Genomic DNA, 20,816 nt, shown 5'->3' with positions numbered 1-20,816 from the left:
TCGAGGTGTAGCTAACGGGTAGCGCGAGAATAAAGGTACCGACCAGTTACGACCGGGGCGGCCCGGAATCCCCGCGCCGTCTGCGGAAACACGGAATCGTCGGCTGCAAAGCGGGAGCGTCAGCGGGTGACCTCGGCGGGGGGCCGATCGGCCGGACGGGGGCCCGACGGCAGGGACAGCGTCACCGCGGTCCCGTTCGGTTCCCGGTCGGCGACGGCGATCTCGCCGCCCAGACTGGTGACGATCCAGTTGACGATCCACAGGCCCAGCCCGCTCCCGTGCTCGAGCGGCGTCTCGTCGTCGCCCCGAAGCACCGCCCGCTCGGCTTCCGGGAGCCCCGGACCGCGGTCGCAAACGGTGATCTCCGTCCAAGCGCTCCGCCGGTCGACACGAACGACGACTGGAGCGTCCTCTCCCGCGTAGCGAAGCGCGTTTTCGCAGAGTTCGCGGACGGCCGTCTCCAGGTGCGCGTCCGCGAGCACCGGACAGCTCTCGGGCGCCTCGACGCGGATTCCGGACGTCGACGAGTCGGAGCGAAGGTTCGTTCGGACGCGCTCGACGAGTCGGACGGCGTCGAGGACGCCGCGCTCCGTTCCGTCCCAGGCCGTCTGGAGAGAGCCGGCGGTCTCGCCGAGTTCGACGAGATCCTCGGCCGCGTCTTCGATCGAGCGCACCGCTTCGAGCGTCGTCGGGTCGTCGACCCGCCCGGCCAGCAGCTCTGCGTTACCGAGGATCACGTTCATCCCGTTGCGGATGTTGTGCCGCAGGACGCGGTTGAGGACCGTCACCTGCTGTTTTCGGCACCGCTCGTCGGTGACGTCGTCGTAACAGACGAACGCGTCGACAGGGCCGCCGGCCGCCGGGAGCATCTTGAGCGCCACGTCGCGACGACCGGTCGCCGTCCGACGCGTGACGATCCGCTCGACCGGGGTACCGCGATCGACCTGCTCGACCAGCTCCGCGGCGGCCGACCGGTCGTCGACCGGAACGACCCACTCCGAGAGCCGCTCTCCGACGACGGCGTCGGCGTCGTAACCGAACAGCTCCTCGAAGGCGGGGTTGACCCCGCAGACGAGGCGCTCGCCGTCCTCGATGCGCGCCGTCACGACGGGCTGGGAGACGCAGTCGATCCCGACCCGCTCGGTCGCGGGAGCGGTCGACGCCGCGGCGTCCGGGCCCGGAACGCCGAGCACGTTTTCGATGCGCCGGCGAACCACCGACGGTCGGAGCGGCCGCCGGACCACGTCGTCGATCGTCGACCAGCAGTCGTCGGGGAGCTGTTCGTCGTCGACGACGAACAGGATCGACGGGTCGACGCCGTCCCCGCTCGGGGGCAAGTCTTCGAGCGATTCGAGCGCGGAGTCGTCCGCGATCCACAGATCGACGCCGTCGATACAGCCGGGCGATCCCAGCGAAACCGCACACTCGTCGGGCGCCATCGCGGCGATCCGATCGGCGTCGTCGATGCCGCTGGCGACGGCGATACGCCTCGGTTCGCCCCGGGATCCGCCGTCGCGCGCCGCCGACCGTCTGTTCGTCGAGACGTTTTCAGTCACAGTATAGCCTCTCGCACCGCAACCCGCTCGTCCGGCGCTCTGACATGACCGCTCCATGGCCCGCTACAGCCGTTATCGCCGCCGGTTCAGCGCTCCGATTGCGGCTGGCTTCGGCATCGCCGGCCATGAACAGTTCATACGGCGATTTCCACTTATAATTACCGATGGCAATCGCGTTCGGTTTTGTATTTGCCCGTTTTTGCCGGGACTAAAGGGGAGCTTACTTATCAGGTGGGGAACGTACTCTATTCCAGGGAGCGACACCGTGAAACTCCGTCAACCAACAGATTTCCTGATTCTCGAAGCGCTGCACGCGTACGGGCGAAACGTCGCACCGAACCTCGCCCAGATCACCGGAAAGAGCCGGAAGAACGTCAACAATCGTCTCCCGGTGCTCGACGACTACGGACTGGTCCGCAAGATCGGGCCGGCCGAGCGCTCGGGACTGTACGAGGTCACCGACCGCGGGCGCGTCGCGCTGCGCTGTCGGGACGAGTACGACACGTCGCCGGACTTCGAGGCCCTGATCGAACGGCGTCTCGAAACGCAGAGTGGAGCCCAGACGGGCGAGGCGCTGGCCCGCGGCGGCGAGGATGCCGCCGACGCCGACGCAGCCGACGAGAACTCCGAGTAATCCCTCGAAAACGATCGTAGCGCGCCGCCGTCCCGCGGCAAACCCAAAGGATCGGGGACCAAACGCACTTACGCGGCTGGTCCCGAGTGATCCCTGATGGGATGGAGAGAGCGGCTGGAATCGGCCGATATCGACGCCGATCCGGGTGCAGTCGCCGACGGTGACGTTCTCGATCTGCTCGAACCGTCGGTCCAGGAGTGGTGGATCGACCAGTTCGGCGAGTACGTGGCGGAGAACGGCGGCTTCTTCACGCCGCCACAGGAACGGGCCGTCCCGCTGATCCACGAGGGCGAGAACGCGCTGATCTGCGCGCCGACGGGGTCCGGAAAGACGCTCGCGAGCTTTACGTCTATTATCGACGAGCTGTTCCGCCGCGAGCGCGAGGACGGGCTCGACAACTCCGTCTACTGCCTGTACGTCTCGCCGCTGAAGTCGCTAGCCAACGACATCCACCGAAATCTGACCGAGCCCTTGGAAGGGATCCGCGAAATTGCAAAGCGGCGTCGCACCGGTGTCGGTGACGACGCGGAAAGCGGCACCGACGACGACGTCACCGCCGACGCCGCCGCGGTCGACCGCATCCGCCACGCGATCCGTCACGGAGACACCTCCGACAGCGACCGTCAGAGGATGCTCGAGGAGACGCCGCACATCCTCAACACGACGCCGGAGACGCTCGCTATCCTGCTCAACTCGCCGAAGTTCCGCGAGAAGCTTCGCACGGTCGAGTACGTCGTCGTCGACGAGATCCACTCGCTGGCGGCGGGCAAGCGCGGCACGCACCTCTCGGTGAGCCTCGAACGCCTGGAGGCGCTCGCGGAGGGTTCGCCGACGCGGATCGGCTGCTCGGCGACGATCGAGCCCCTGGAGGACGTCGCGGAGTTTCTGGTCGGCCGCGAGGAACCGAACGGCTCGCCTCGGGAGTACGAGATCGTCGACGCGCGGTTCGCCCGCGAGTTCGACGTCGAACTCCAGTGCCCGACCGACGACCTGATCCACACGCCCCGCGACGTGATTCAGGAGCGGTTCTACGAGCGCCTCCACGAGCAGATCCGGGACCACACGAACACGCTCGTGTTCGCGAACACCCGCTCGGGCGCCGAGCGCATCCTCCACAACCTGCGCGAGCGCTTCGACGACTACGACGAGGACAACTCGGGCTGTCACCACGGCAGCCTCTCGAAGGAGGTCCGCGAGGACGTCGAGGAGCGGCTCAAGGACGGCTCGCTCGACGTGGTGACGTCCTCAACGAGCCTGGAGTTGGGCATCGACATGCCCCACGTCGACCTGGTGGTGCAGGTCGGCAGCCCGAAGTCCGTCGCCGCCCTGCTCCAGCGGGTCGGCCGCGCGGGCCACCGCGTCGGCGAGACGGTGACCGGCCGGGTGATCGCGCTCGATCGCGACGAACTGGTCGAGTGCGCCGTGATGCTCAAGAAGGCCGACGAGGGGTTCGTCGACGGCGTCTCGATCCCCGAGAACGCCCAGGACGTCGCCGCCCAGCAGGTGTACGGCATGGCGATCGCCGAGATCCGACCGGAGAGCGAAGTCGTGGGGATTCTCCGGCGGGCCTACCCCTACCGGAACTACGACGACGCCGACTGGGAGCAGCTCGCCCGGTATCTCACCGCCGACTACGAGGGGATGGAGGACCGGAACGTGTACGCGAAGATCTGGCGGGACACGAACGACCCGCCCGGCGGCGAGCACCACTACGAGGAGTTCCCGGTCGGCGAGCCGCTGATCGGCAAGCGCGGCCGCCTCGCGCGCGTCATCTACATGACCAACATCGGGACGATCCCCGATTCCTTCAGCTGCGACGTGTTCACCCGCGCGGGCGACGAGTGGGTCGGCCAACTGGACGAGGAGTACCTCGACACGCTCGAAGCGGGCGACGTGTTCGTACTGGGCGGCGACCACTTCGAGTACCGCTATCGGCGCGGCTCGAAGGTGTACGTCGACCGGACGTCGGCGGCGCCGACGGTCCCCTCGTGGTACTCCGAGCGGCTTCCGCTGGCGTACGATCTGGGCCGGGAGATTCTCGACTTTCAGGGCGAACTGCTCGATCGCTACGACGCGGGCGGCGCGGCGTCGGTCCGGCGCTGGCTCCGGAACTTCCCGCTGGACGACGACAGCGTCCGCGCGCTCGCCCGGATGTTCGACCAGCAGATCAGATATGCGGGCGTCGAGAGCGTCAGCACGACCGATCGGCTCGCCATCGAGGTCGAGCGCGACCGCGACGAGTACGAGCGCAACTACTACGTCCATTCGAACTACGGCCGCCGGTTCAACGAGGGGCTCTCGCGCCTGCTGGCCTACCGGTGCGCGCAGGCGGCCAACGCCAACGTCTCGGTCGCGGTCGCGGACAACGGCTTCACGCTCTCGATGCCGCTGAACAGGAAGATCGACATCAAAGGGATCATCGAGGACCTGGACGCCGACGACGCGCGCGAACTGCTGCGAAAGAGCCTCGACGGCACGGATCTGCTCCAGCGGTACTTCCGCATCAACGCCACCCGCTCGCTGATGATCCTCAAGCGCTACAAGGGGACCGAGAAGTCCGCCAGCCAACAGCAGGTGTCCAGCGAGATGCTGCTGGGGTTCGCACAGGAGCTAGAGGAGTTCGCGGTGATCGAGGAGACGTACCGCGAGATTCTCGAAGACAAGCTGAACCTCGCGGGGATCGAAACCGTGCTGGACGCGATCGGCGCCGGCGAGATCGAGGTCGTCCGACGGCCGGTCGACTCGCCGTCGCCCCGCGCGTTCGGCCTCGCGACGCTGATGGCCAGCGACGTCGTGCTCGCGGAAGACGAGAGCGCCGTCCTCCGGAACTTCCACGAGCGCGTCGTCGACGAGATCGGCGACGGTCACCGCGAATCGGACGACAGGGCGTCGAGCGACGCGGACCGCGACCTCGGCGCCGTCGAGACCGACGAGTAACGTCGCCCGGACGTTTTTGTACGATGCCGCGCCAGACCCGGCGTGATCGCGATCGCCGGCGGCAAGGGCGGCTGTGGCAAGACGACGACGACGGTAGCGCTGGCTCGCGCGCTCGCCCGGCGCCGCGACGCGACGCCGCTGGCCGCGGACGCCGACTGGGACATGCCGAACCTCCACGCGCTTGCGGGCGCGACATCGACGCCGTCGCTCGCGGCGCTCGGGGACGCCGCGTCGCCGCGCGCCGTCGCACAGTTCGTGGGCGACCCGCCGATCGGCGTTCTCCCGGCGCCGACTGGCGAGGCGGAGGCGCGACAGGCTCGGACGATCGAATCACTGCGCGATCGGACGAGGCGGGCGCCGGTGCTGGTCGACTGCCCGGCGGGTGCGGGGCGCGACGCCGCTCGTCCGCTGCGCGTCGCCGACGGCGTCGTGCTGGTCTCGACGGCCGCGCCCGCCAGCCTGCGCGACGCCGCCAAGACCGCGGCGATGGCCGAGACGCTGGGGACGCCGATCCTCGCCGCAGCCGTCACCCGCACGCGGACGGTTCCGGGGGGAGCGAGCCGACTGCTCGGCACCGACAGGCTCGTCCCGGTTCCGGAAGCCGATGCGCCGCTCGACGATCAGGGCGTCCGGCGGGCCAGCGCCGAGCTGGCCGACCTCGTAGATCGCTCCGCCAACCGCACGCCAGTTGATTGAATCTCGGCGACGCTGGAACGATCCGGAGCCGGGGCAAACAATTATGTAGCAATCCGACATAGATGGCTCGAACGCATGGAAGGTCGGCTGGACACGGGGATCGACGTCCTCGACCGGAAGCTGGACGGGGGGATCCCGCCGGGGAGCATCATCGCCTTCACGGCGTCGCCCGCGAGCCAGTCCGAACTTCTGCTGTACCAGTTGACCGCGGCCCGCGGGTCGCTGTACCTGACGACCCAGCGCTCGGATCAGGCGGTACGGGACGCCATCGAGTCGACGGCGGCTCCGACGGGGAGCCCCACAGTCAGGGACATCAGCGGGAGCGAGCCGCTCGACCAGGCCAACCGCCTCATCCGCGCGCTCCCGGAGGGCGCGAACCTGATCATCGACCCGGTCGACGTGCTCGAACAGCGCGAGCAGAGCCGCTACCGGAACTTCATCAACGATCTGCAGAACCACATGGTCAACACCGGCTCGCTCGCGATCCTGCACTGTCTGGACGGCACCGCACCCCCGGACAACAGGGACACCACCCAGCACATGGCCGACATCATCTTCGACCTGACGACGACCGTCCGCGGCACCGACCTCGAGAACCGGCTGTCGGTGCCGAAGTTCCGCGGCGGGCAGGCCCTCACCGAGACGATCAAGCTGGAGATGCAGGACCAGGTCGACATCGACACGAGCCGCGACATCGCCTGATCACCTGCGCTGGACGCCGCTTTCCGACTAACTCTCGTTGTTCCCGTTCCCGCCGCCGATCGGACAGCCCTCGGGGTCCTCGGTCGTCCAGACGTTGAAGTCGCCGTTCCGGGTCACTTCGAGTTCGATCCCCCAGCAGTTCGGATCGCCCGAAAGCTCCGACAGGTCGACGGTCCGTCCCTCGGAGCGCTGGTCCAGTCGGGCGTTGATGACGAACTCCCCGGTGTCGTCGGACCAGGTGCGCTCGACCGTCGTCTCCGCCGGCGCCGCGTCGGCGCCGCCGTTCTGCGGGCCCAGCCGCTGCGTCGACCAGTGGACGAAGTCGTCGTTTCGCTCGACGACGAGATGCACCGTCAGCGCCTGATCCGTCGAGTTCGCGAGCCGCAGCGTCGACAGCAGCGGTGCGTCGTCGCCACCGCCGCCGTTTCCCCCGTTGCCGCCCTGTCCCCCGCAGCCGGCGAGCGCACTCGCGCCCGCGGCGCTCGCCGCGAGGACCGCCCGTCGAGAAATCGAATCCCCCATGGGATGCAGTAGGACCCCGTGACACGTTTAGGGCGGGGGTGCCTGTCGATCAATTTCATCAACGCACGTAGCGGTCCGACGCTTCGCGCTCTCCCGCGATCGGTGGCGGCAAAATAGGCGGTCTTCGTCGGCCGATCGGAGTCGGAAGAAAACGCGGCACAGCCGGCGAAACCGCCGAGAAATGTCGTCGCGGACGGCGCGAACGCTCGGCGCGTCCGCCTCGGCATCGAGTTACTCTTCGACGTCTTCGAGCTCGTCGACGATCTCGTCGGCGTCGACGTCGGCGTCCTCGAGGGCGTCCTCGATGTCGCCGCCGCCCATGCCGCCGCCCATCATGCCGCCCATGCCGCCCATCATGCCGGCGCCCTCGCCCAGCGTCTCCTGAACGATGATGCGGTCGAGGCCGAGCTTCTCGGTGACGTCCTGCGCGATCTGCTGCTTGGAGAACATCCACTGCTGGTTCATCGAGAGCTGGGGCGTCGCCTCGATGTACAGCGTCTCCTTCTCGACGGTCTCGGTTTCGGTCTCGGGCTCGGCGTCCTCGTCGTCATCGTCGGGCTCGACGACGACCTCCTCCTCTTCCTCGTCGGTCTCGATCCACATCTCGAGGTCCTCGTCGACGTACATGCCGATCAGGCCCTTGGCCTGCTCGACCTCGTCCTCGACCTCGTCGAGGATCTCGTACTCGTACTCGATGTCCTGACCGGCCAGCGGGTGGTTGAAGTCGACGCGCGCGCGGCCGCCGATGATCGCCTCGACGTGGCCGTGCTCGCCGTCGACGTCGACGTGAGCGCCGGGGTAGCGGTCGTCCTCGGGGATCTTCTCGGCGCTGATGGTGCGGACCTCGTCGGGGTCGCGCTCGCCGAACGCCTCCTCGCCGGGCACGGTGACCGAGCCGGAGTCGCCGGCTTCCTTGCCGGTGAGGTCGTCCTCGACGGCGCCGAAGATGTGGCCCTCGCCGATGACGATCACGCGCGGCTCGAACGTCTGCTGCTGGTCGTCGACGCCCTCCTCCTCGGCGATCTCGGGGTCGGTCGTGTCGACGAGCTGGTCGTCGTCGACGGTGCGAGCGGTGTAGTCCAGTCGGACGAAGTCTCCGTCCTGAAGCCCCTCCTGCTGTTCTTCTGTCTCGGCTTCCTGCTCGTCGGCCGCCTCGGCCTCCTGATTGTCGCTCATACCTCGAACGTCGCCCGTTCGGCTTAAAACAATCACGTTTTGGACCCGGACGGGCGCAGGGGCGGCCACCGAAACCGAGACGACGCCACTTTTGGATCCCCGCGCCGACGTCTCTGGCATGTACGAGGTCGAGATCAAGGTTCGGGCCGACCACGAGGCGGTCCGCGAGCGACTGGCCGAACTGGACGCCGACCGCCAGGAGCGGGTCCGGCAGGTCGACACCTACTTCGACGCGCCCCACCGCGAGTTCGCCGAGACCGACGAGGCGCTGCGAGTTCGGCGCGTCCGCGCACCCGATGACGGGGCGGGCGAGGAGGACGCCCGGATTACCTACAAGGGACCGCTGCTCGACGCCGAGTCGAAATCGCGCGAGGAGTTCGAGACCGGCGTCGACGAGGGCGCGACGGCGACCGAAATCTTCGAGCGTCTGGGGTTCGAGGCCGCCGCGACGGTCGAGAAGGATCGCGAGCGCTACGAGCTGGCGGGGTACGACGTCACGCTCGACGCCGTCGACGGGCTGGGCGAGTTCGTCGAGGTCGAGACCGAACGGGAGACCGACGATATCGCCGAGGCACGCGACGGAGCCCGCGACCTGCTCGGCGACCTCGGGCTGGACGCCGACGAGCAGATCCGGACGTCGTATCTCGGACTGTTGCTGGCCGAGAAGGACGTGTGATCTGATAACCGAAGCCGTCGTCGGCCGACGCAGATTTATGAACGATGACGCACAACTGGACGGTATGGCCGCCGACCTATCGGATCGGGTCCGCGAGATCGCCGAGGAACGGGACGTTCCCGAGTCCGCGGTCTTCGAGCGGGCTCTCGAGCGTGGGCTTGACGAACTCTGGGACGACGTCGTGCTCTCGCGGTACTTCCGGGACGACATCTCTCGCGAGGAAGCGGTCAAGCTCGTCGGCAGGGCCAAACTCGAGCGCGCCGAACGCGAGCGGGAAGTCGTCGAGGAGGACGTCGACTGGGGCCTCAACGCGTGACCGTCGTCGCGGTGACGGACACTGGGCCGCTGATCCATCTCTCCGAAGCCGGCGCGCTCGAACTGCTATCTCTCCCGGATCGTCTCTTCGTCCCCCAAACGGTAATCGAGGAACTGGAAGCCGGCGGCGTACCGGCGGAGTTCGACGACCTGGAGTTCAACGTCGTGACCGCAGACTTCGACTCGCTGCCCGAGGTCGATCTCGATCCCGGCGAAACTGCTGCACTGGCGATCGCACGGGAGCGTGACTGTGTACTGTTGACCGACGATCTCGACGCCCGAGAGCAAGCCACCGAGCGCGGAGTCGAGGTCCACGGCTCCATCGGTGTCGTCGCGCTCGGGAATGTTCGGGGCGATCTCGACTGCGACGAGGCGGCGACGATCATGCGAACCCTACAGCGCGAAACCAGCCTCTTCGTCACGGATGCCGTCGTCGAACGCGGCATCGAATTGCTACGCGAGCAGTAGACGGACGGCGTCCATTAACCGGGCGAATCTTTGCGACCCCGGATAACTACCAGGCATGATTGCGTCCGTACTGGTTTCCGCAAGTTATAGAACGGGGCGAAGATAATTACTCGGTAATGACAGAGCGGAACATCAGGGTCGAGCCGATCGACCGGCGGGCAGTCGAGGACCAGGAAGTCGAGATCGTCGAGCGAAAGGGGATCGGTCACCCCGACTCGATCTGCGACGGCGTCGCCGAGGCGGTCTGTGGCGCGCTGGCCCGCGAGTACATCGACCGCGTCGGCAAGGTGCTGCACTTCAACACCGACGAAACCCAGCTGGTCGCGGGCAACGCGGCGCCCGCGTTCGGCGGCGGCGAGGTCCAGGAGCCGATCTACCTCTTGATCGTCGGCCGCGCGACCAAGCGCTACGACGGCACCCGGATCCCCGCCGAGACGATCGCGCTGGAGGCCGCCCGCGAGTACCTCCAGGAGAACATCCCGCAGCTCGACGTCGGCACGGACGTCGTCATCGACGTCAAGCTCGGCGAGGGCAGCGGCGACCTGCAGGAAGTGTTCGGCGAGGAGGGTACCACCGTGCCGATGGCCAACGACACGAGCTTCGGCGTCGGCCACGCACCCCTGACCGAGACCGAGCAGATCGTCCTCGAAGCCGAGCGCAGCCTCAACGGCCCCTACGCCGAGGAACACCCCGAGCTCGGCCCCGACGTGAAGCTGATGGGCAAGCGCGAGGGCGACCGGATCGACATCACCGTCGCCGCCGCCATCGTCGACCGGTACGTCGAGGATCTCGACGAGTACGACGAGGCCGTCACGGCCGTCCACGACCACGTCGAGGCGCTGGCGACCGAGCGCACCGACCGCGAGGTGTCGGTCCACGTCAACACCGCCGACGACTACGAGGAGGGCTCGATCTACCTCACCACCACGGGCACGAGCGCCGAACAGGGCGACGACGGCTCCGTGGGTCGGGGCAACCGCGCCAACGGGCTGATCACGCCCAACCGCTCGATGTCGATGGAGGCGACCAGCGGCAAGAACCCCGTCAACCACATCGGGAAAATCTACAATCTGCTGTCGACCGAGATCGCCGAGGAGGTCGTCGCCGACGTCGACGGCATCCGCGACCTGCGGATCCGCCTGCTCAGCCAGATCGGCCGCCCGATCGACGAACCGCACGTCGCCGACGTCCACGTCGTCACCGACGACGGCGTCGAGCTGGGCGACGTCGAAGGGGAGATCACCGAGATCGTCGACCGCGAGCTCGCCGACGTAACTGGCATCACCCAGCGCGTGATCGAGGGCGAGCTGACGACGTTCTAAACCGGGACGCCAGCTAGCGGTTCACGAACCGGCGTCCGACCGCGTAGATTCCGGCGTACAGCGCCACCAGCGCGACCGTCGCGCCGACGAGTACGCCACGTCTGATTTGTGCGGTCGCGAACTCCGGGCTGTACAGCCCCGTGACGACGATCGCCGACAGAACCACGAGAGCGAGGATCACCGCTCCGACGCCGAGGTAGACGACTGCGGTTCGCAGTTTCGGATCCGAAGGTAGCTCCATCGGTTTCGTGCAGACCTCCAATTTCAGGATACAAGTATCTCACGGGCTCCGGGATACCTGAGTAGTCGTCGACCCGGTCGAGCCGAAATCCCCAATACCACGGGGACCGCAATCGGTACCGTGACACGCGTCTGTCTCGTCGGCTCGCCCGATGTCGTGCTGCGCTACGAGCTGCTCTCCCGCGAGACCGCCCGGGAGGCCCTTTCCACGTACGACCTCTCGGAGCCGTTCGAGAACGCGATCGCCCTGGAGACGGTCAGCGTCGGCGCCGCCGTCTCGCTTCTGAACGACCTCAACTGGTATCTCACCCGGTTCGTCGACGCCGCGTTCGTCCGCGAGCCGTCGATCGACGCCGACGAGTGGCTCTCCCGGGAGCTCGCCGAGGCGGTCCGGAACGACGGCGTCGATCCCGCCGACACCGGCACGTTCCTCAAGATCTACGGCGTCACTCGCGAGGACGATGGAGCTGCCGACCCCGAACGCCCCGACGCCGCTACCGCGCCGGGCGAGACTGGCGGAACCGGCGGTTCCAGCCCCGTAGCGGCGTCGAGCGCGGACGCCGCCGACGCGGCGTCAGAGCCGGACGCCGGCGCCGCCCGGACGGAACCGGGCAAGCTCGTCGAGCCGCTGTACGTCCGCCGGACCGACGGCTCTGTTCCCGAGTACGACCTGCGCGACGTCGACGAAACGGTCGTCGTCAGGGTGACCGAGTCGGAGTTCGAGACGTGATCCGCAGCGAGCGCGTCCCGACAGCGAACTCCCGGTACGTCACGGTCGACGACCGGCGAGTCCATTATCTGGAGGCCGGCGTCGATATGCTCCGTAGCGGCGAGGAGGACGACGAAGACAGCGAGCGTTCGGACGCCGACGACCGGCCGCCGATCGTCCTGTTGCACGGCAGCGGCATCGACGACGCCGCGCTCTCCTGGAAGCACGCGATCGAATATCTCGCCGAGGAACGGGGCCGCCGCGTCTACGCGCTCGACTGGCCGGGCTACGGCGAGAGCGACGCTCCCGACGGCGCGATGACGACCGAGTACTACGTCGGCGTGCTCTCGGAGTTTCTGGACGCGCTCGCGCTCGACCGCGCGGCGCTGGTCGGCATCTCGATGGGCGGCGCCGCGGCGCTGGGCGTCGCGCTCGTTCGGCCCGACCTGGTCGAACGGCTCGTCCTCGTCGACAGCTACGGCCTGCGCGACGCGGTGCCCGGCGGCGTCGGCTCGTACCTGCTGGCGAACACCCCGTTCGCCAACGTGTTCGGCCGCCAGTTCGCCGGCTCGTCGGCCGACGCGACCCGGATGGCCGTCGGCGAGTTCGTCCACGATCCGGCCGGCCTCTCGGACGAGTTCGTCGCGGAGGTCAACGAGCGGCTCGGCCGCTCGGGCGCCGGCGACGCGTTCTTCGCGTTCATGCGCGACGAGTTCCGGCCGAACGGCGTCCGGACGGACTACTCGGACAGGCTGGGCGAGCTGTCGATGCCGACGCTGTTGCTCCACGGCGCGCAGGACTCGCTCGTTCCGCCCGAGTGGTCCGAGGTCGCAGCCGACGCGATCCCGGGCGCTCGCCTCGAACTGATCGACGACTGCGGCCACTGGGTCCCGCGAGAGCGTCCCGATCGGTTCAACGAGATCCTCGGCGAGTTTCTGAGCGAGTAAGAGAGTTCCGCCAGTCGCCGCTCAGGCTCCTTCGCCGTCGCTGTCGTCGTCGGTCCCGTTACGTGCGAGCCGCGCCGCCGCACCCGCAGCGCCGGCCGCGCCCGCCGCCCCGGCCGCGACGCCGAAGCCGGGGATCGAATTGCCGCCCTCGGACGCCTCGGGCGGCGCGTCGAGAGAGTCGTCGGCGAGTTCGTCGGCCTGGAGCACCGCCGCGTGGTCGACGGTCACGTCGACATGGCCGTCGCCGGACGCGACGTCCGCACCGTCGCCGGTGATCAGGTCCGTTTCTCCGATGGTGCCGCTCAGACGGACGTTCCGCGCGCTCGTCCCGAAGTTCAGCGCGACGACGACGCGTTCGCCCGACTCGGGGTCGTGACGGGCGTAGGCCACGACGTCGTCGGCGTTGGCGCCGTACTCGATGCGCTCCAGTTCGGCGTCGGTCTGCAGCGCGGCGTGGCTCTTGCGGAGCTCGACGAGGTTCTTGTAGTGCTCGACGAGCTCCTGGTCGAAGTCGCCCCAGTTCATCGGCGTCCTGGCCTCGTCCATGCCGGTCTCCTGGCCGGCGTAGATCACCGGGACGCCCGGCAGCGTGAACGTCGCGGCGCCCGCGGCCATCTGCGCCGACCTGCTCGTTCGCTCCTTGTACCGGTCGGTGTCGTGGTTCTCGGCCCACTGCATGAACACCGAGTCGGGGTGTGCACCCCGATACTGGCGCTCGTGGACGGCGTCGAGGATGCCCTCCGCGTTCTCGGGGGCGTTCACGAGTGCCTCGATCAGCTCGCTGTCGTAGTGGACGTCGAACTGCCCCTCGCCCATGTCCATGTCGTAGGGCCAGGTCTCGTCGAGCAGGAAGAACTCCGAATCGTGGGACTTGACGCGGTCGTAGATCTCCTTCCAGAAGCTCATCGGGACGCCCCACGCGACGTCGCAGCGGAACCCGTCGACTTTCTCGACCCAGAAGTCGATGACGTCGAGCAGGAACTCCCGAACTTCCGGATTCTCGTGGTTCAGGTTCGGAATATCGCTCCAGCCGAAGTAGACGTCCTGCTGTCGCCGCTCGAAGTCGCGCCACCGGTACCAGTCCTTGTACTTCTCGTGGTTCTCCGCGTTGGCGTTTCTCGCGGCCCGGAAGAACGGATGCAGGTGCGAGGTGTGGTTGATCACGAGGTCGAACACGACCTTGATGTCGCGCTCGTGGGCGGCGTCGACCATCGCCTCGAAGTCCTCCATCGTCCCGAGGTCGGGATCGACCTCGAAGTAGTCCGTCGTGTGGTAGCCGTGGGGACCGCCGAGGTTCTCGGGCGTCCCGTAGCCGCGATCCGTCGCGACGAACGGCGTCATCCAGAGCACGTCGGCGCCCATCTCCTCGACGTGGTCGAGCCGCTCGGCGATCGTGTCGAACGTGTGGTCGTCCTGGTCGGGGAACCGGCGCGTGAAGATCTCGTAGATGACGGCGTTTTTCGCCCACTCGGGCGGTTCGTAGGGGTGCTCGATCCGGACGCCGTCGTCCCCCGGCACGACGTCGATCGCGTCGGCGACGGAGTGGCGCTCGCCGACCGCGACGGCGTGGATCCGGACCGTCTCGGAGATGTCGGCGGGGACCGACGGTCCCTCGCCGAGCGCGACCTGGTCGCGGTCGTCGACGTAGAACTCCACGTCGAGCTCCTCGGGGCTCGCGTCGGCCTCCTCGACGATCTCGGTCGTCGCCGAGAGCATCACTTCTTCGCCCTCCACCGACGCGTCGAGGTCGATCCGGGGTCTCGGATCGGTGTCGGCGTCGCCGGGTTCCATCCCCTCGCCGCCGATGAAGTCGTTCTCCTCGTCGAACACCCGCACGGTGAGGTTGTGAGTGCCGTCCGGCGCGTCGAGCGCGAGCGTGTACTCGCCGGGGACGTCGGGTTCGAACTCGGCGACCGGCGCGTCGGTCGGCTCGGCGGTGGCGCCCTCGGGCGCCTCGACGACCGACCACGAGTACTCGGCGTCGCCGTCGGGATTCCACGGCGCGAGGTCGTTGCGCGTCTGCTCCTGCTGGCCGTCGGGGTTGACGAACCCCTGGCCGACGTAGGTGAACCGCGGCGGGCCGGGATGGCTGGAGCCGTCACCGCTCACTAGATCGAGTTCCGATTTGTTGGCGTCGTGCTCCGCGCTCGCCGGGACGCCGACGCTCGCGGCGCCGGCGACGGCGGACAGGCTCGCCAGAAACGTACGTCGTTGCACTGTGATGGTAACTGCCACCACGGTAATTAAAAATTTTGATGAAGGATTACGTCACACTGCATCTCCGCGGGAGCGATCCGGAATCACCTCGAAAGCGACACTATCGAGGCGGGGATCAGCGACGGCGCCGTCACTCGGCGTCGAACATACCCGTCGACATGTAGCGCTCGCCGCTGTCCCAGAACACGGTGACGACCAGCGGGCAGTCGTCGTACGCGCCGTCGGTCGGATCGAGGTCGCCGCCGTCGGCGCGCTGGTCGTCGACACCGCTCGCACGCTCGTCGCCGGCGTCTGCCGCCGGCGTCAGCTCCGAGGGCGACGGCGGGCACTCCCGCTCCGGTTCGGCGATGCGCTCGGCGACGCGCCGGGCGACGATGCTGGTCGCGCCCGAGGACTGGCCCACGAGGATCCCCTCCTCGCGGGCGAGACGCCGACACTCGTCTTCGGCGTCCTCCAGCCGGACCGTCTCGATCTCGTCGATCAGGTCGACGTCGAGGTTCTCCGAGACGAAGCCCGGCCCCATCCCCTGGAAGTCGTCGTCGCCCGACTCGCCGGTCGAGAGCACGGCGTTGCTCTCGGGTTCGACCGCGATCACGTCCATCTCGGGGAATTCCTCCTTCAGCCGGCGGCCGGTGCCGCTGATCGTTCCGCCCGTTCCCACGCCGGCGACGAAGGCGTCGACCTCGCGGTCGCCGACCTGCTCGAGTATCTCCTCGCCGGTCGTCCGGTAGTGGGCTTCGGGGTTCGCGGCGTTGGTGAACTGGCCGAGCTGGACGGCGCCCTCGGCGGCGATCTCGTCGGCCCGGTCGCGGGCGTCGGTCATGTCGCCGTCGATCAGTTCGAGGTCGGCGCCGTAGGCGCGCATGATCTGCTGGCGCTCCTCGGATTTGCCCGCCGGCATCACGATCGTCAGGTCGTAGTCCCGCGCGGCGGCGACCAGCGCGAGGCCGATGCCGGTGTTCCCGCTGGTCGGCTCGACGAGCTCGTCGCCCGGTTCGATGACGCCCTCGCGCTCGGCGGCCAGCACCATCTGGCGGGCCGGCCGGTCCTTGGCCGAACCGCCGGGGTTGAACGACTCCACCTTCGCGGCGACGGTGGCGCCCTCCGGCGACTCGACCTGTACCAGCGGCGACCCGATGGTGTCCAGAATGCTACGCTTCATTGGCGCGTCGTACGCGCCAGATACGTAAACGACTGATGGATCCGTGCGCGCGTCGCTCACTCGCGCAGCCCCCGCTCGCGGACCACCTACCGCCCGCGAATCGATACCGGGAGCGAGGCGGTTAAGCCCCCTCGAACCCAACGGGCGGGTATGAGTCTCGAAACGATGGAGCCCACGCCGACGTGGGACGAGGATGCCCACGAGGACACGGTCGACGTGTTCGCGGAGCTCGCCGAGGACGAATCGGTTACGATCAAAGTGTGGGGCGGCGACTGGTGCAAGGACTGCCGCGCCGAGCTGCCCGACTTCGGCGCCGCGCTCGACGCTGCGGGCTTCCCGGCGGATCGCGTCGAGGAGATCCCGGTCGACGAGGACAAGAACGGCCCGCTGACCGACGAGTACGACGTCGAGCTGATCGCCACGATCGTCGTCGAGCGCGACGGCGAGGAGATCGTCCGCTTCGAGGAGGAAGAGCAGGTACCGGCGGCGGTCTACCTCGCCGACGAACTCCGCGAATCCGAACTGTCCGCCTGACGGCGCTCGTTTTCTCTATTCGGCCGGCGCCGCGTCGGCGTCCGGTTCGTCTTCGCGCTCGTCAGCGGCGTCTACGTCCGACGCGTTCTCGCGTTCGTCAGCGGCGTCGCCGCTCGACTCGTCCTCGCGTTTCTCGGCGTCACCGCCGTCGACGGTCAGCCACCGACGTAACCGGAGACCGACGTACAGCGAACCGATCGCGATCGACGCCGTCGCCGAGATCGGATCGAACGCCGCCGAGAGCACGTTGTAGGCGATCGACGTCCCCAGCCAGACCGTCACGACGATGATCGCGAGCTGGGGGAGCCCGTCGCGGACCCGCTCGCCGGTCGTCTCGCCTTCGATCGACCACCAGGACGCAGCGTCAGTGTCGCTGTCGGCTGTGTCTGCGGCGCTCTCGGTCGCATCGTCTGCCGCGCGGTCGGCCTCGTCCGTCACGCAGTCGTCACCTGCATCACTCGATCGAAGCGAGGAGTTCGGGCCGGGTAAGCGTGCCGCACCGCCGCTCGACGCCGACGCTCATCGGTCGACACGTGGACAGATACACAGACGCACAGGTAACCAAATCATACAGTATACGCTCTCTAAACCTGGTTAGCGCCAGATTTATCCCCGGTAGTCTGCTCTAGCGACACGACAGGATGCCCTCGCCGATCGACCGCCTCCCCGACGATCCCCGCCTCGACGCAGAGCACGTCCGCCGCGTCCCCGGCGCGCGCGACGTGTTCGTCGTCGGCGTCGTCCACGACCACCCCGCCAGCGTCCACCGCGTGCGCTCGCTCGTCGACGCCGTCGCGCCCGACGTCGTCGCGCTCGAACTGCCCGAACTCGCCGTCCCGCTGTACCGAGCGTACGTCGAGAACCCCGACCAGTCGGTCGACCGCGGCGGCGAGATGAGCGCCGCGATCGACGCCGCCGACGGGGCGGAGATAGCCGGAATCGACGCCCCCAGCGGCCGGTTCCTGCGAGCACTCGTCCGCGAGAGCCGATCCGAGGACGTCGGTCGCGAAGAGGTCGAACGCGTGGTCCGCGGCCTCGCGACGGTGACCAAACGCGCGCTCGCGTCCCGGCTCGCCGCGCCGGTCGCCCACCGGACCGACGTCGAGTTCGAGCTCGACGCGCCGACCGACCACGGCTGTACGGACGCCGACGCGCCCGAGGCGCAGGCGACCGACGAGCGCCGGCAGATCCGCCGCAGCGTCGCGCTGCTGGGCGCGCTCGACGGCGGCGGCGCCACGGCGCTGCGCGACCGCGCTCGCGAGGCCGCCATGGCCGAAGCGATCGCCGACCGGAGCGACGAGGAGAGCGTCGTCGCCGTCGTCGGCCGCGATCACCTCGATCCCGTCGTCGAGCGGCTGGCCGACGAGTAAGCCGGGCTTTCTCCGCTGTTTTCGGCGTGCCCGCTGGGCAACTCCTGCAGTTCATTCAAGTATCCGGTACTCACAGTTGCAGACGACTCGTGCCAACAGCAGCCGACGGCCCCTGGCCAGAGAACGCCGACACCGTCGACCGGCCGCGCGAGCTGACGGTGTTCGGCGTCGAGCCGGCCGACGACGGCGTCCCGGCGACGCTCCGTTCGGAACTCCCCGACGACGCGGATCTGCTGGTGCTGGATCGGCCGGCCGAGAAGCTTTCGCTCGACGAGCGCACGATCGGCTACCTGCGCAATCCGGCGTTGCTATTCTGGGGCCTCGTCGTCGCGCTCGGCGCCCTCCGAGATCGAGCGTTCTACGGAACCGCGGGGAGAAGGTTCGTCCATCTCGCCGTCGAGGACGTCGCCGCGGAGCGCGGGCTGCCGGTCGTCGCGTCGGGTCGACATCCGCTCGCCGCGGCGTCCGAGAGCTCCATCCGGTGGCGCGCCGGCGGCTGGATCGCGGCGCTCGCGGGGGTTTCGGGGCTCGCGAGCGTCGCCGTTCTCCCCGGCCTCGGCACCGCGCTGTTTCTCCTGACCGCGCTGGCGCTGGTCGCGGCGTACCTGCTCGCGTACTCCGGCGCTCGGATGGACGCCGACGCCGATCGGCTGTTCGAGCGAACCCTGCAAATCGCCGAGGAGCGGGGCGCTCGTCACCCGGTCGCCGTCGTCAGGTCCTCGCGGCGCGCCGGCGTGGTGCGGCGAGCGAAGTCGGCCAGGATCAGAACCCGGGAGCGCCAGCTCAGTCCGGTCGAGGACGAAACGGGTGACGAAGACGACCTGGACGAAGAAGGCGAGTTCGCGGAGTGAGCTACCCGCTGCTATAGGGCGATACCGAGAGCCCGGGCATGCGGGCGGCGACGCCGTAGGCCGCCTTCTTGAGGGCGCCGTTGGCGTACTGGCGGACGCTGCGGGTGATCGGCGTTCGCTTGCCGCTGATGCTCGTCGCGCCCGAGCGGATCGCGTCGACGACGACCTCGCCGTCGACGTCGGGGCGCGCGATCTCGGTGTCCGAGAGCGTGATCTCGGTGTACGCGCGCCCGACGAACGGCAGGTAGTGAGCGTCGCTGGCGCCGATCGGCGGGTAGTCGTGCCGGCGGGCGTACGTCCGCGCGCGGCGGTTCCGGTAGCCGGTGAACACCATCGAGTTGAACACTTCGATCGCGTCGCAGTCGTCGAGGTTGCGCTTGCGGACGCCGTGGCGCGAGCGCTGGAACGGGTGGGGGACGATCGCGACGCCGCCGTCGTCCCGGACGACCTCGATCGTCTTGTCGAGGTCCATCCCCTTGGCGGGTCGGCTGTCGACGCCGATCGCCAGCAGGTGGCCCTGCGCGGTCGAGACCTCGACGCCGGGGATGCCGACGAGGCCGAACTCGTCGGCCAGCTCGACGGCCCGGCGCGACGCCTCGATCTCGTCGTGATCGGTGATCACCACGCCGTCGAGCCCGATCGCGCGAGCGTGCGCCAGAATCATCTCCACCGGTTCGCGGCCGTCGTATGACTGCTCGGAGTGGACGTGCGGATCGATCGCGATCGATACCCCCTCTGTCATCTACCATCCGAACGTCCTCGGGACGCATTAACTGCTCGGTCGTCGGGGTGGGTAGCGCAGCCCTGCGACGCGGGAGCGGCGACTCGCCAGTCCTATCGCGGTAAGTTCGCCTTTCGCGCCGCGTTCGTCCGCGATTCTCGGCCGCGCGATCCCGACGCCGACCGCCGCGGCGCGTCCGGCTTGACGGCGGCGTCCACCCCTCGCCCGCCCGCGGAAAGCGAACGTTTACGACCGAGCGGCGCTCCAGACGACACGTGCGCATCGAGAACAGTTTCATCCCCGTCAGCGGCGTCGGCGAGGCGACCGAGCGAAAGCTCTGGCGCGCCGGGGTGACCCACTGGGACGAGTTCGACGGCTCCGTCGTGGGCCCGACCCGCGCCGAGGCCATCGAGTCGTTCATCGCCGAGGCCTACGAGCGCCTCGACCGCGGCGACGCCCGCTACTTCGACCGAGCGCTGCCCTCCGGCGAGCGCTGGCGGCTGTACGAGAACTTCCGATCGGACGCCTGCTTCTTCGACATCGAGACGACCGGGCTCGATCACGACCGCGACTCGGTGACGACCGTGAGCTTCCACCGCGGCGGCGACACGACGACGCTCGTCAAGGGCGAGAACCTGACCGCCGACGCGCTCGCCCGCCAGTTCGAGGGCGCCGATCTGCTGGTGACGTTCAACGGCAAGCGCTTCGACGTCCCGTTCCTGGAGACGTCGTTCGACCTCGATCTGGACAAGCCCCACGTCGATCTGATGTACACCTGCAAGCAGCTGGGTTACTCGGGCGGGCTCAAGACCGTCGAGAAGGACGTCGGCATCGAGCGCGACCGCCCGGACCTCTCGGGTCGCGACGCCGTCCGCCTCTGGCGCGAGTACGAGAACGGCGACGACGACGCGTTGGACACGCTGGTATCCTACAACCGCGACGACGCCGTCAACCTCAAGGAGCTGATGGAGACCGTCACCGACGAGCTCCACCGCGACGTGTTCGAGGCCGCCCGTCAGGACTGATCGGCGCTCGTTCGGAGACCGTTCGGGCGCTCTCCG

At 68.5% G+C, this 20,816-nt stretch carries 22 protein-coding genes; 14 read left to right on the top strand and 8 right to left on the bottom strand.

Features of this window, described 5'->3' with window-relative positions; all coding sequences use genetic code 11:
* Nucleotides 1-119: 119 nt before the first annotated feature.
* Complete coding sequence (locus ABDZ81_RS11375; protein WP_343774099.1) at nucleotides 120-1,556, bottom strand: sensor histidine kinase; 1,437 nt, start codon at nucleotides 1,554-1,556, stop codon at nucleotides 120-122.
* Nucleotides 1,557-1,821: 265 nt separating this feature from the next.
* Here ABDZ81_RS11375 and ABDZ81_RS11370 point away from each other — a divergent pair, with 265 nt between their 5' ends.
* The 4 genes from ABDZ81_RS11370 (at nucleotide 1,822) to ABDZ81_RS11355 (ending at nucleotide 6,525) form a co-directional block, all read left to right on the top strand.
* A complete protein-coding gene (locus ABDZ81_RS11370) occupies nucleotides 1,822-2,190 on the top strand; it encodes a winged helix-turn-helix transcriptional regulator (RefSeq protein ID WP_343774098.1) in 369 nt (122 codons plus the stop codon).
* A 96-nt stretch (nucleotides 2,191-2,286) separates the two neighbouring features.
* Nucleotides 2,287-5,127, top strand: a complete 2,841-nt coding sequence (locus ABDZ81_RS11365; protein WP_343774097.1) for an ATP-dependent helicase — start codon at nucleotides 2,287-2,289, stop codon at nucleotides 5,125-5,127.
* A 42-nt stretch (nucleotides 5,128-5,169) separates the two neighbouring features.
* Nucleotides 5,170-5,823, top strand: a complete 654-nt coding sequence (locus ABDZ81_RS11360; protein ID WP_343774096.1) for a MinD/ParA family ATP-binding protein — start codon at nucleotides 5,170-5,172, stop codon at nucleotides 5,821-5,823.
* A gap of 75 nt (nucleotides 5,824-5,898) precedes the next feature.
* Nucleotides 5,899-6,525, top strand: a complete 627-nt coding sequence (locus tag ABDZ81_RS11355) for an RAD55 family ATPase (protein WP_343774095.1) — start codon at nucleotides 5,899-5,901, stop codon at nucleotides 6,523-6,525.
* Nucleotides 6,526-6,552: 27 nt separating this feature from the next.
* Here the strand turns inward: ABDZ81_RS11355 and ABDZ81_RS11350 are convergent, their stop codons facing one another.
* On the bottom strand, nucleotides 6,553-7,047 hold the full coding sequence (locus ABDZ81_RS11350) for a hypothetical protein (protein ID WP_343774094.1): 495 nt from the start codon (nucleotides 7,045-7,047) through the stop codon (nucleotides 6,553-6,555).
* Nucleotides 7,048-7,278: 231 nt separating this feature from the next.
* On the bottom strand, nucleotides 7,279-8,223 hold the full coding sequence (locus ABDZ81_RS11345; RefSeq protein ID WP_343774093.1) for an FKBP-type peptidyl-prolyl cis-trans isomerase: 945 nt from the start codon (nucleotides 8,221-8,223) through the stop codon (nucleotides 7,279-7,281).
* Between the two features lie 118 nt (nucleotides 8,224-8,341).
* Here ABDZ81_RS11345 and cyaB point away from each other — a divergent pair, with 118 nt between their 5' ends.
* The 4 genes from cyaB to ABDZ81_RS11325 all read left to right on the top strand — a co-directional run bounded on the left by cyaB (nucleotide 8,342) and on the right by ABDZ81_RS11325 (nucleotide 11,004).
* Nucleotides 8,342-8,899: a class IV adenylate cyclase gene (gene cyaB, locus ABDZ81_RS11340; RefSeq protein WP_343774092.1), complete on the top strand. Its 558-nt coding sequence runs from the start codon at nucleotides 8,342-8,344 to the stop codon at nucleotides 8,897-8,899.
* Nucleotides 8,900-8,963: 64 nt separating this feature from the next.
* Nucleotides 8,964-9,215, top strand: a complete 252-nt coding sequence (locus ABDZ81_RS11335; protein WP_343774091.1) for a hypothetical protein — start codon at nucleotides 8,964-8,966, stop codon at nucleotides 9,213-9,215.
* Nucleotides 9,212-9,682, top strand: coding sequence for a PIN domain-containing protein (locus tag ABDZ81_RS11330; RefSeq protein WP_343774090.1), 471 nt, complete (start codon nucleotides 9,212-9,214; stop codon nucleotides 9,680-9,682). The genes ABDZ81_RS11335 and ABDZ81_RS11330 overlap by 4 nt, the downstream gene beginning before the upstream one ends.
* A gap of 116 nt (nucleotides 9,683-9,798) precedes the next feature.
* Nucleotides 9,799-11,004, top strand: coding sequence for a methionine adenosyltransferase (locus ABDZ81_RS11325; RefSeq protein WP_343774089.1), 1,206 nt, complete (start codon nucleotides 9,799-9,801; stop codon nucleotides 11,002-11,004).
* Between the two features lie 13 nt (nucleotides 11,005-11,017).
* Here the strand turns inward: ABDZ81_RS11325 and ABDZ81_RS11320 are convergent, their stop codons facing one another.
* Nucleotides 11,018-11,245, bottom strand: a complete 228-nt coding sequence (locus tag ABDZ81_RS11320) for a hypothetical protein (protein ID WP_343774088.1) — start codon at nucleotides 11,243-11,245, stop codon at nucleotides 11,018-11,020.
* Between the two features lie 120 nt (nucleotides 11,246-11,365).
* On the opposite strand from ABDZ81_RS11320, the gene ABDZ81_RS11315 reads away from it, so the two are divergent.
* Together ABDZ81_RS11315 and ABDZ81_RS11310 are read left to right on the top strand one after the other, a co-directional pair.
* Nucleotides 11,366-11,974 carry a DUF5804 family protein gene (locus tag ABDZ81_RS11315; RefSeq protein ID WP_343774087.1) on the top strand — a complete coding sequence of 203 codons (609 nt, stop codon included), beginning with the start codon at nucleotides 11,366-11,368 and terminating at the stop codon, nucleotides 11,972-11,974.
* Nucleotides 11,971-12,900: an alpha/beta fold hydrolase gene (locus ABDZ81_RS11310; RefSeq protein ID WP_343774086.1), complete on the top strand. Its 930-nt coding sequence runs from the start codon at nucleotides 11,971-11,973 to the stop codon at nucleotides 12,898-12,900. The genes ABDZ81_RS11315 and ABDZ81_RS11310 overlap by 4 nt, the downstream gene beginning before the upstream one ends.
* Before the next feature lie 21 nt (nucleotides 12,901-12,921).
* Here ABDZ81_RS11310 and ABDZ81_RS11305 read toward each other — a convergent pair whose 3' ends face one another.
* The gene (locus ABDZ81_RS11305; RefSeq protein WP_343774085.1) at nucleotides 12,922-15,117 is read right to left on the bottom strand and encodes an alpha-amylase family glycosyl hydrolase; all 2,196 of its coding nucleotides are present in this window, start codon (nucleotides 15,115-15,117) and stop codon (nucleotides 12,922-12,924) included.
* A gap of 130 nt (nucleotides 15,118-15,247) precedes the next feature.
* Entirely contained in the window at nucleotides 15,248-16,279 is a 1,032-nt protein-coding gene (locus ABDZ81_RS11300; RefSeq protein WP_343774084.1) for a PLP-dependent cysteine synthase family protein, read from the bottom strand.
* 150 nt (nucleotides 16,280-16,429) lie between these two features.
* Between ABDZ81_RS11300 and ABDZ81_RS11295 the strand changes: the two genes are divergently transcribed.
* Nucleotides 16,430-16,813, top strand: coding sequence for a thioredoxin domain-containing protein (locus tag ABDZ81_RS11295; RefSeq protein ID WP_343774083.1), 384 nt, complete (start codon nucleotides 16,430-16,432; stop codon nucleotides 16,811-16,813).
* 15 nt (nucleotides 16,814-16,828) lie between these two features.
* Here the strand turns inward: ABDZ81_RS11295 and ABDZ81_RS11290 are convergent, their stop codons facing one another.
* Nucleotides 16,829-17,251 carry a hypothetical protein gene (locus ABDZ81_RS11290; protein WP_343774082.1) on the bottom strand — a complete coding sequence of 141 codons (423 nt, stop codon included), beginning with the start codon at nucleotides 17,249-17,251 and terminating at the stop codon, nucleotides 16,829-16,831.
* Between the two features lie 203 nt (nucleotides 17,252-17,454).
* Here ABDZ81_RS11290 and ABDZ81_RS11285 point away from each other — a divergent pair, with 203 nt between their 5' ends.
* Complete coding sequence (locus ABDZ81_RS11285; RefSeq protein ID WP_343774081.1) at nucleotides 17,455-18,183, top strand: TraB/GumN family protein; 729 nt, start codon at nucleotides 17,455-17,457, stop codon at nucleotides 18,181-18,183.
* A gap of 89 nt (nucleotides 18,184-18,272) precedes the next feature.
* Nucleotides 18,273-19,034 (top strand): hypothetical protein, encoded by a 762-nt coding sequence (locus tag ABDZ81_RS11280; RefSeq protein WP_343774080.1) that lies wholly within the window; start codon nucleotides 18,273-18,275, stop codon nucleotides 19,032-19,034.
* Between the two features lies 1 nt (nucleotide 19,035).
* Here ABDZ81_RS11280 and ABDZ81_RS11275 read toward each other — a convergent pair whose 3' ends face one another.
* A complete protein-coding gene (locus ABDZ81_RS11275) occupies nucleotides 19,036-19,776 on the bottom strand; it encodes a CehA/McbA family metallohydrolase (RefSeq protein WP_343774078.1) in 741 nt (246 codons plus the stop codon).
* 254 nt (nucleotides 19,777-20,030) lie between these two features.
* On the opposite strand from ABDZ81_RS11275, the gene ABDZ81_RS11270 reads away from it, so the two are divergent.
* Nucleotides 20,031-20,780: a ribonuclease H-like domain-containing protein gene (locus ABDZ81_RS11270; RefSeq protein WP_343774077.1), complete on the top strand. Its 750-nt coding sequence runs from the start codon at nucleotides 20,031-20,033 to the stop codon at nucleotides 20,778-20,780.
* Nucleotides 20,781-20,816: the final 36 nt, after the last annotated feature.

Origin of the sequence: Natronoarchaeum mannanilyticum, assembly GCF_039522665.1 — an archaeon.
Classification (GTDB): domain Archaea; phylum Halobacteriota; class Halobacteria; order Halobacteriales; family Natronoarchaeaceae; genus Natronoarchaeum; species Natronoarchaeum mannanilyticum.
This window is presented reverse-complemented; position numbering and strand designations above follow the sequence as displayed.

What these genes read in the sequence shown, in the direction of transcription:
- ABDZ81_RS11365 (WP_343774097.1), top strand. Translation starts at nt 2,287, where the DNA reads ATGGGATGGAGAGAGCGGCTGGAATCGGCCGATATCGACGCCGATCCG.
- ABDZ81_RS11355 (WP_343774095.1), top strand. Translation starts at nt 5,899, where the DNA reads ATGGAAGGTCGGCTGGACACGGGGATCGACGTCCTCGACCGGAAGCTG.
- ABDZ81_RS11350 (WP_343774094.1), bottom strand. Translation starts at nt 7,047, where the DNA reads ATGGGGGATTCGATTTCTCGACGGGCGGTCCTCGCGGCGAGCGCCGCG.
- ABDZ81_RS11345 (WP_343774093.1), bottom strand. Translation starts at nt 8,223, where the DNA reads ATGAGCGACAATCAGGAGGCCGAGGCGGCCGACGAGCAGGAAGCCGAG.
- cyaB (WP_343774092.1), top strand. Translation starts at nt 8,342, where the DNA reads ATGTACGAGGTCGAGATCAAGGTTCGGGCCGACCACGAGGCGGTCCGC.
- ABDZ81_RS11335 (WP_343774091.1), top strand. Translation starts at nt 8,964, where the DNA reads ATGGCCGCCGACCTATCGGATCGGGTCCGCGAGATCGCCGAGGAACGG.
- ABDZ81_RS11325 (WP_343774089.1), top strand. Translation starts at nt 9,799, where the DNA reads ATGACAGAGCGGAACATCAGGGTCGAGCCGATCGACCGGCGGGCAGTC.
- ABDZ81_RS11320 (WP_343774088.1), bottom strand. Translation starts at nt 11,245, where the DNA reads ATGGAGCTACCTTCGGATCCGAAACTGCGAACCGCAGTCGTCTACCTC.
- ABDZ81_RS11300 (WP_343774084.1), bottom strand. Translation starts at nt 16,279, where the DNA reads ATGAAGCGTAGCATTCTGGACACCATCGGGTCGCCGCTGGTACAGGTC.
- ABDZ81_RS11295 (WP_343774083.1), top strand. Translation starts at nt 16,430, where the DNA reads ATGAGTCTCGAAACGATGGAGCCCACGCCGACGTGGGACGAGGATGCC.
- ABDZ81_RS11285 (WP_343774081.1), top strand. Translation starts at nt 17,455, where the DNA reads ATGCCCTCGCCGATCGACCGCCTCCCCGACGATCCCCGCCTCGACGCA.
- ABDZ81_RS11275 (WP_343774078.1), bottom strand. Translation starts at nt 19,776, where the DNA reads ATGACAGAGGGGGTATCGATCGCGATCGATCCGCACGTCCACTCCGAG.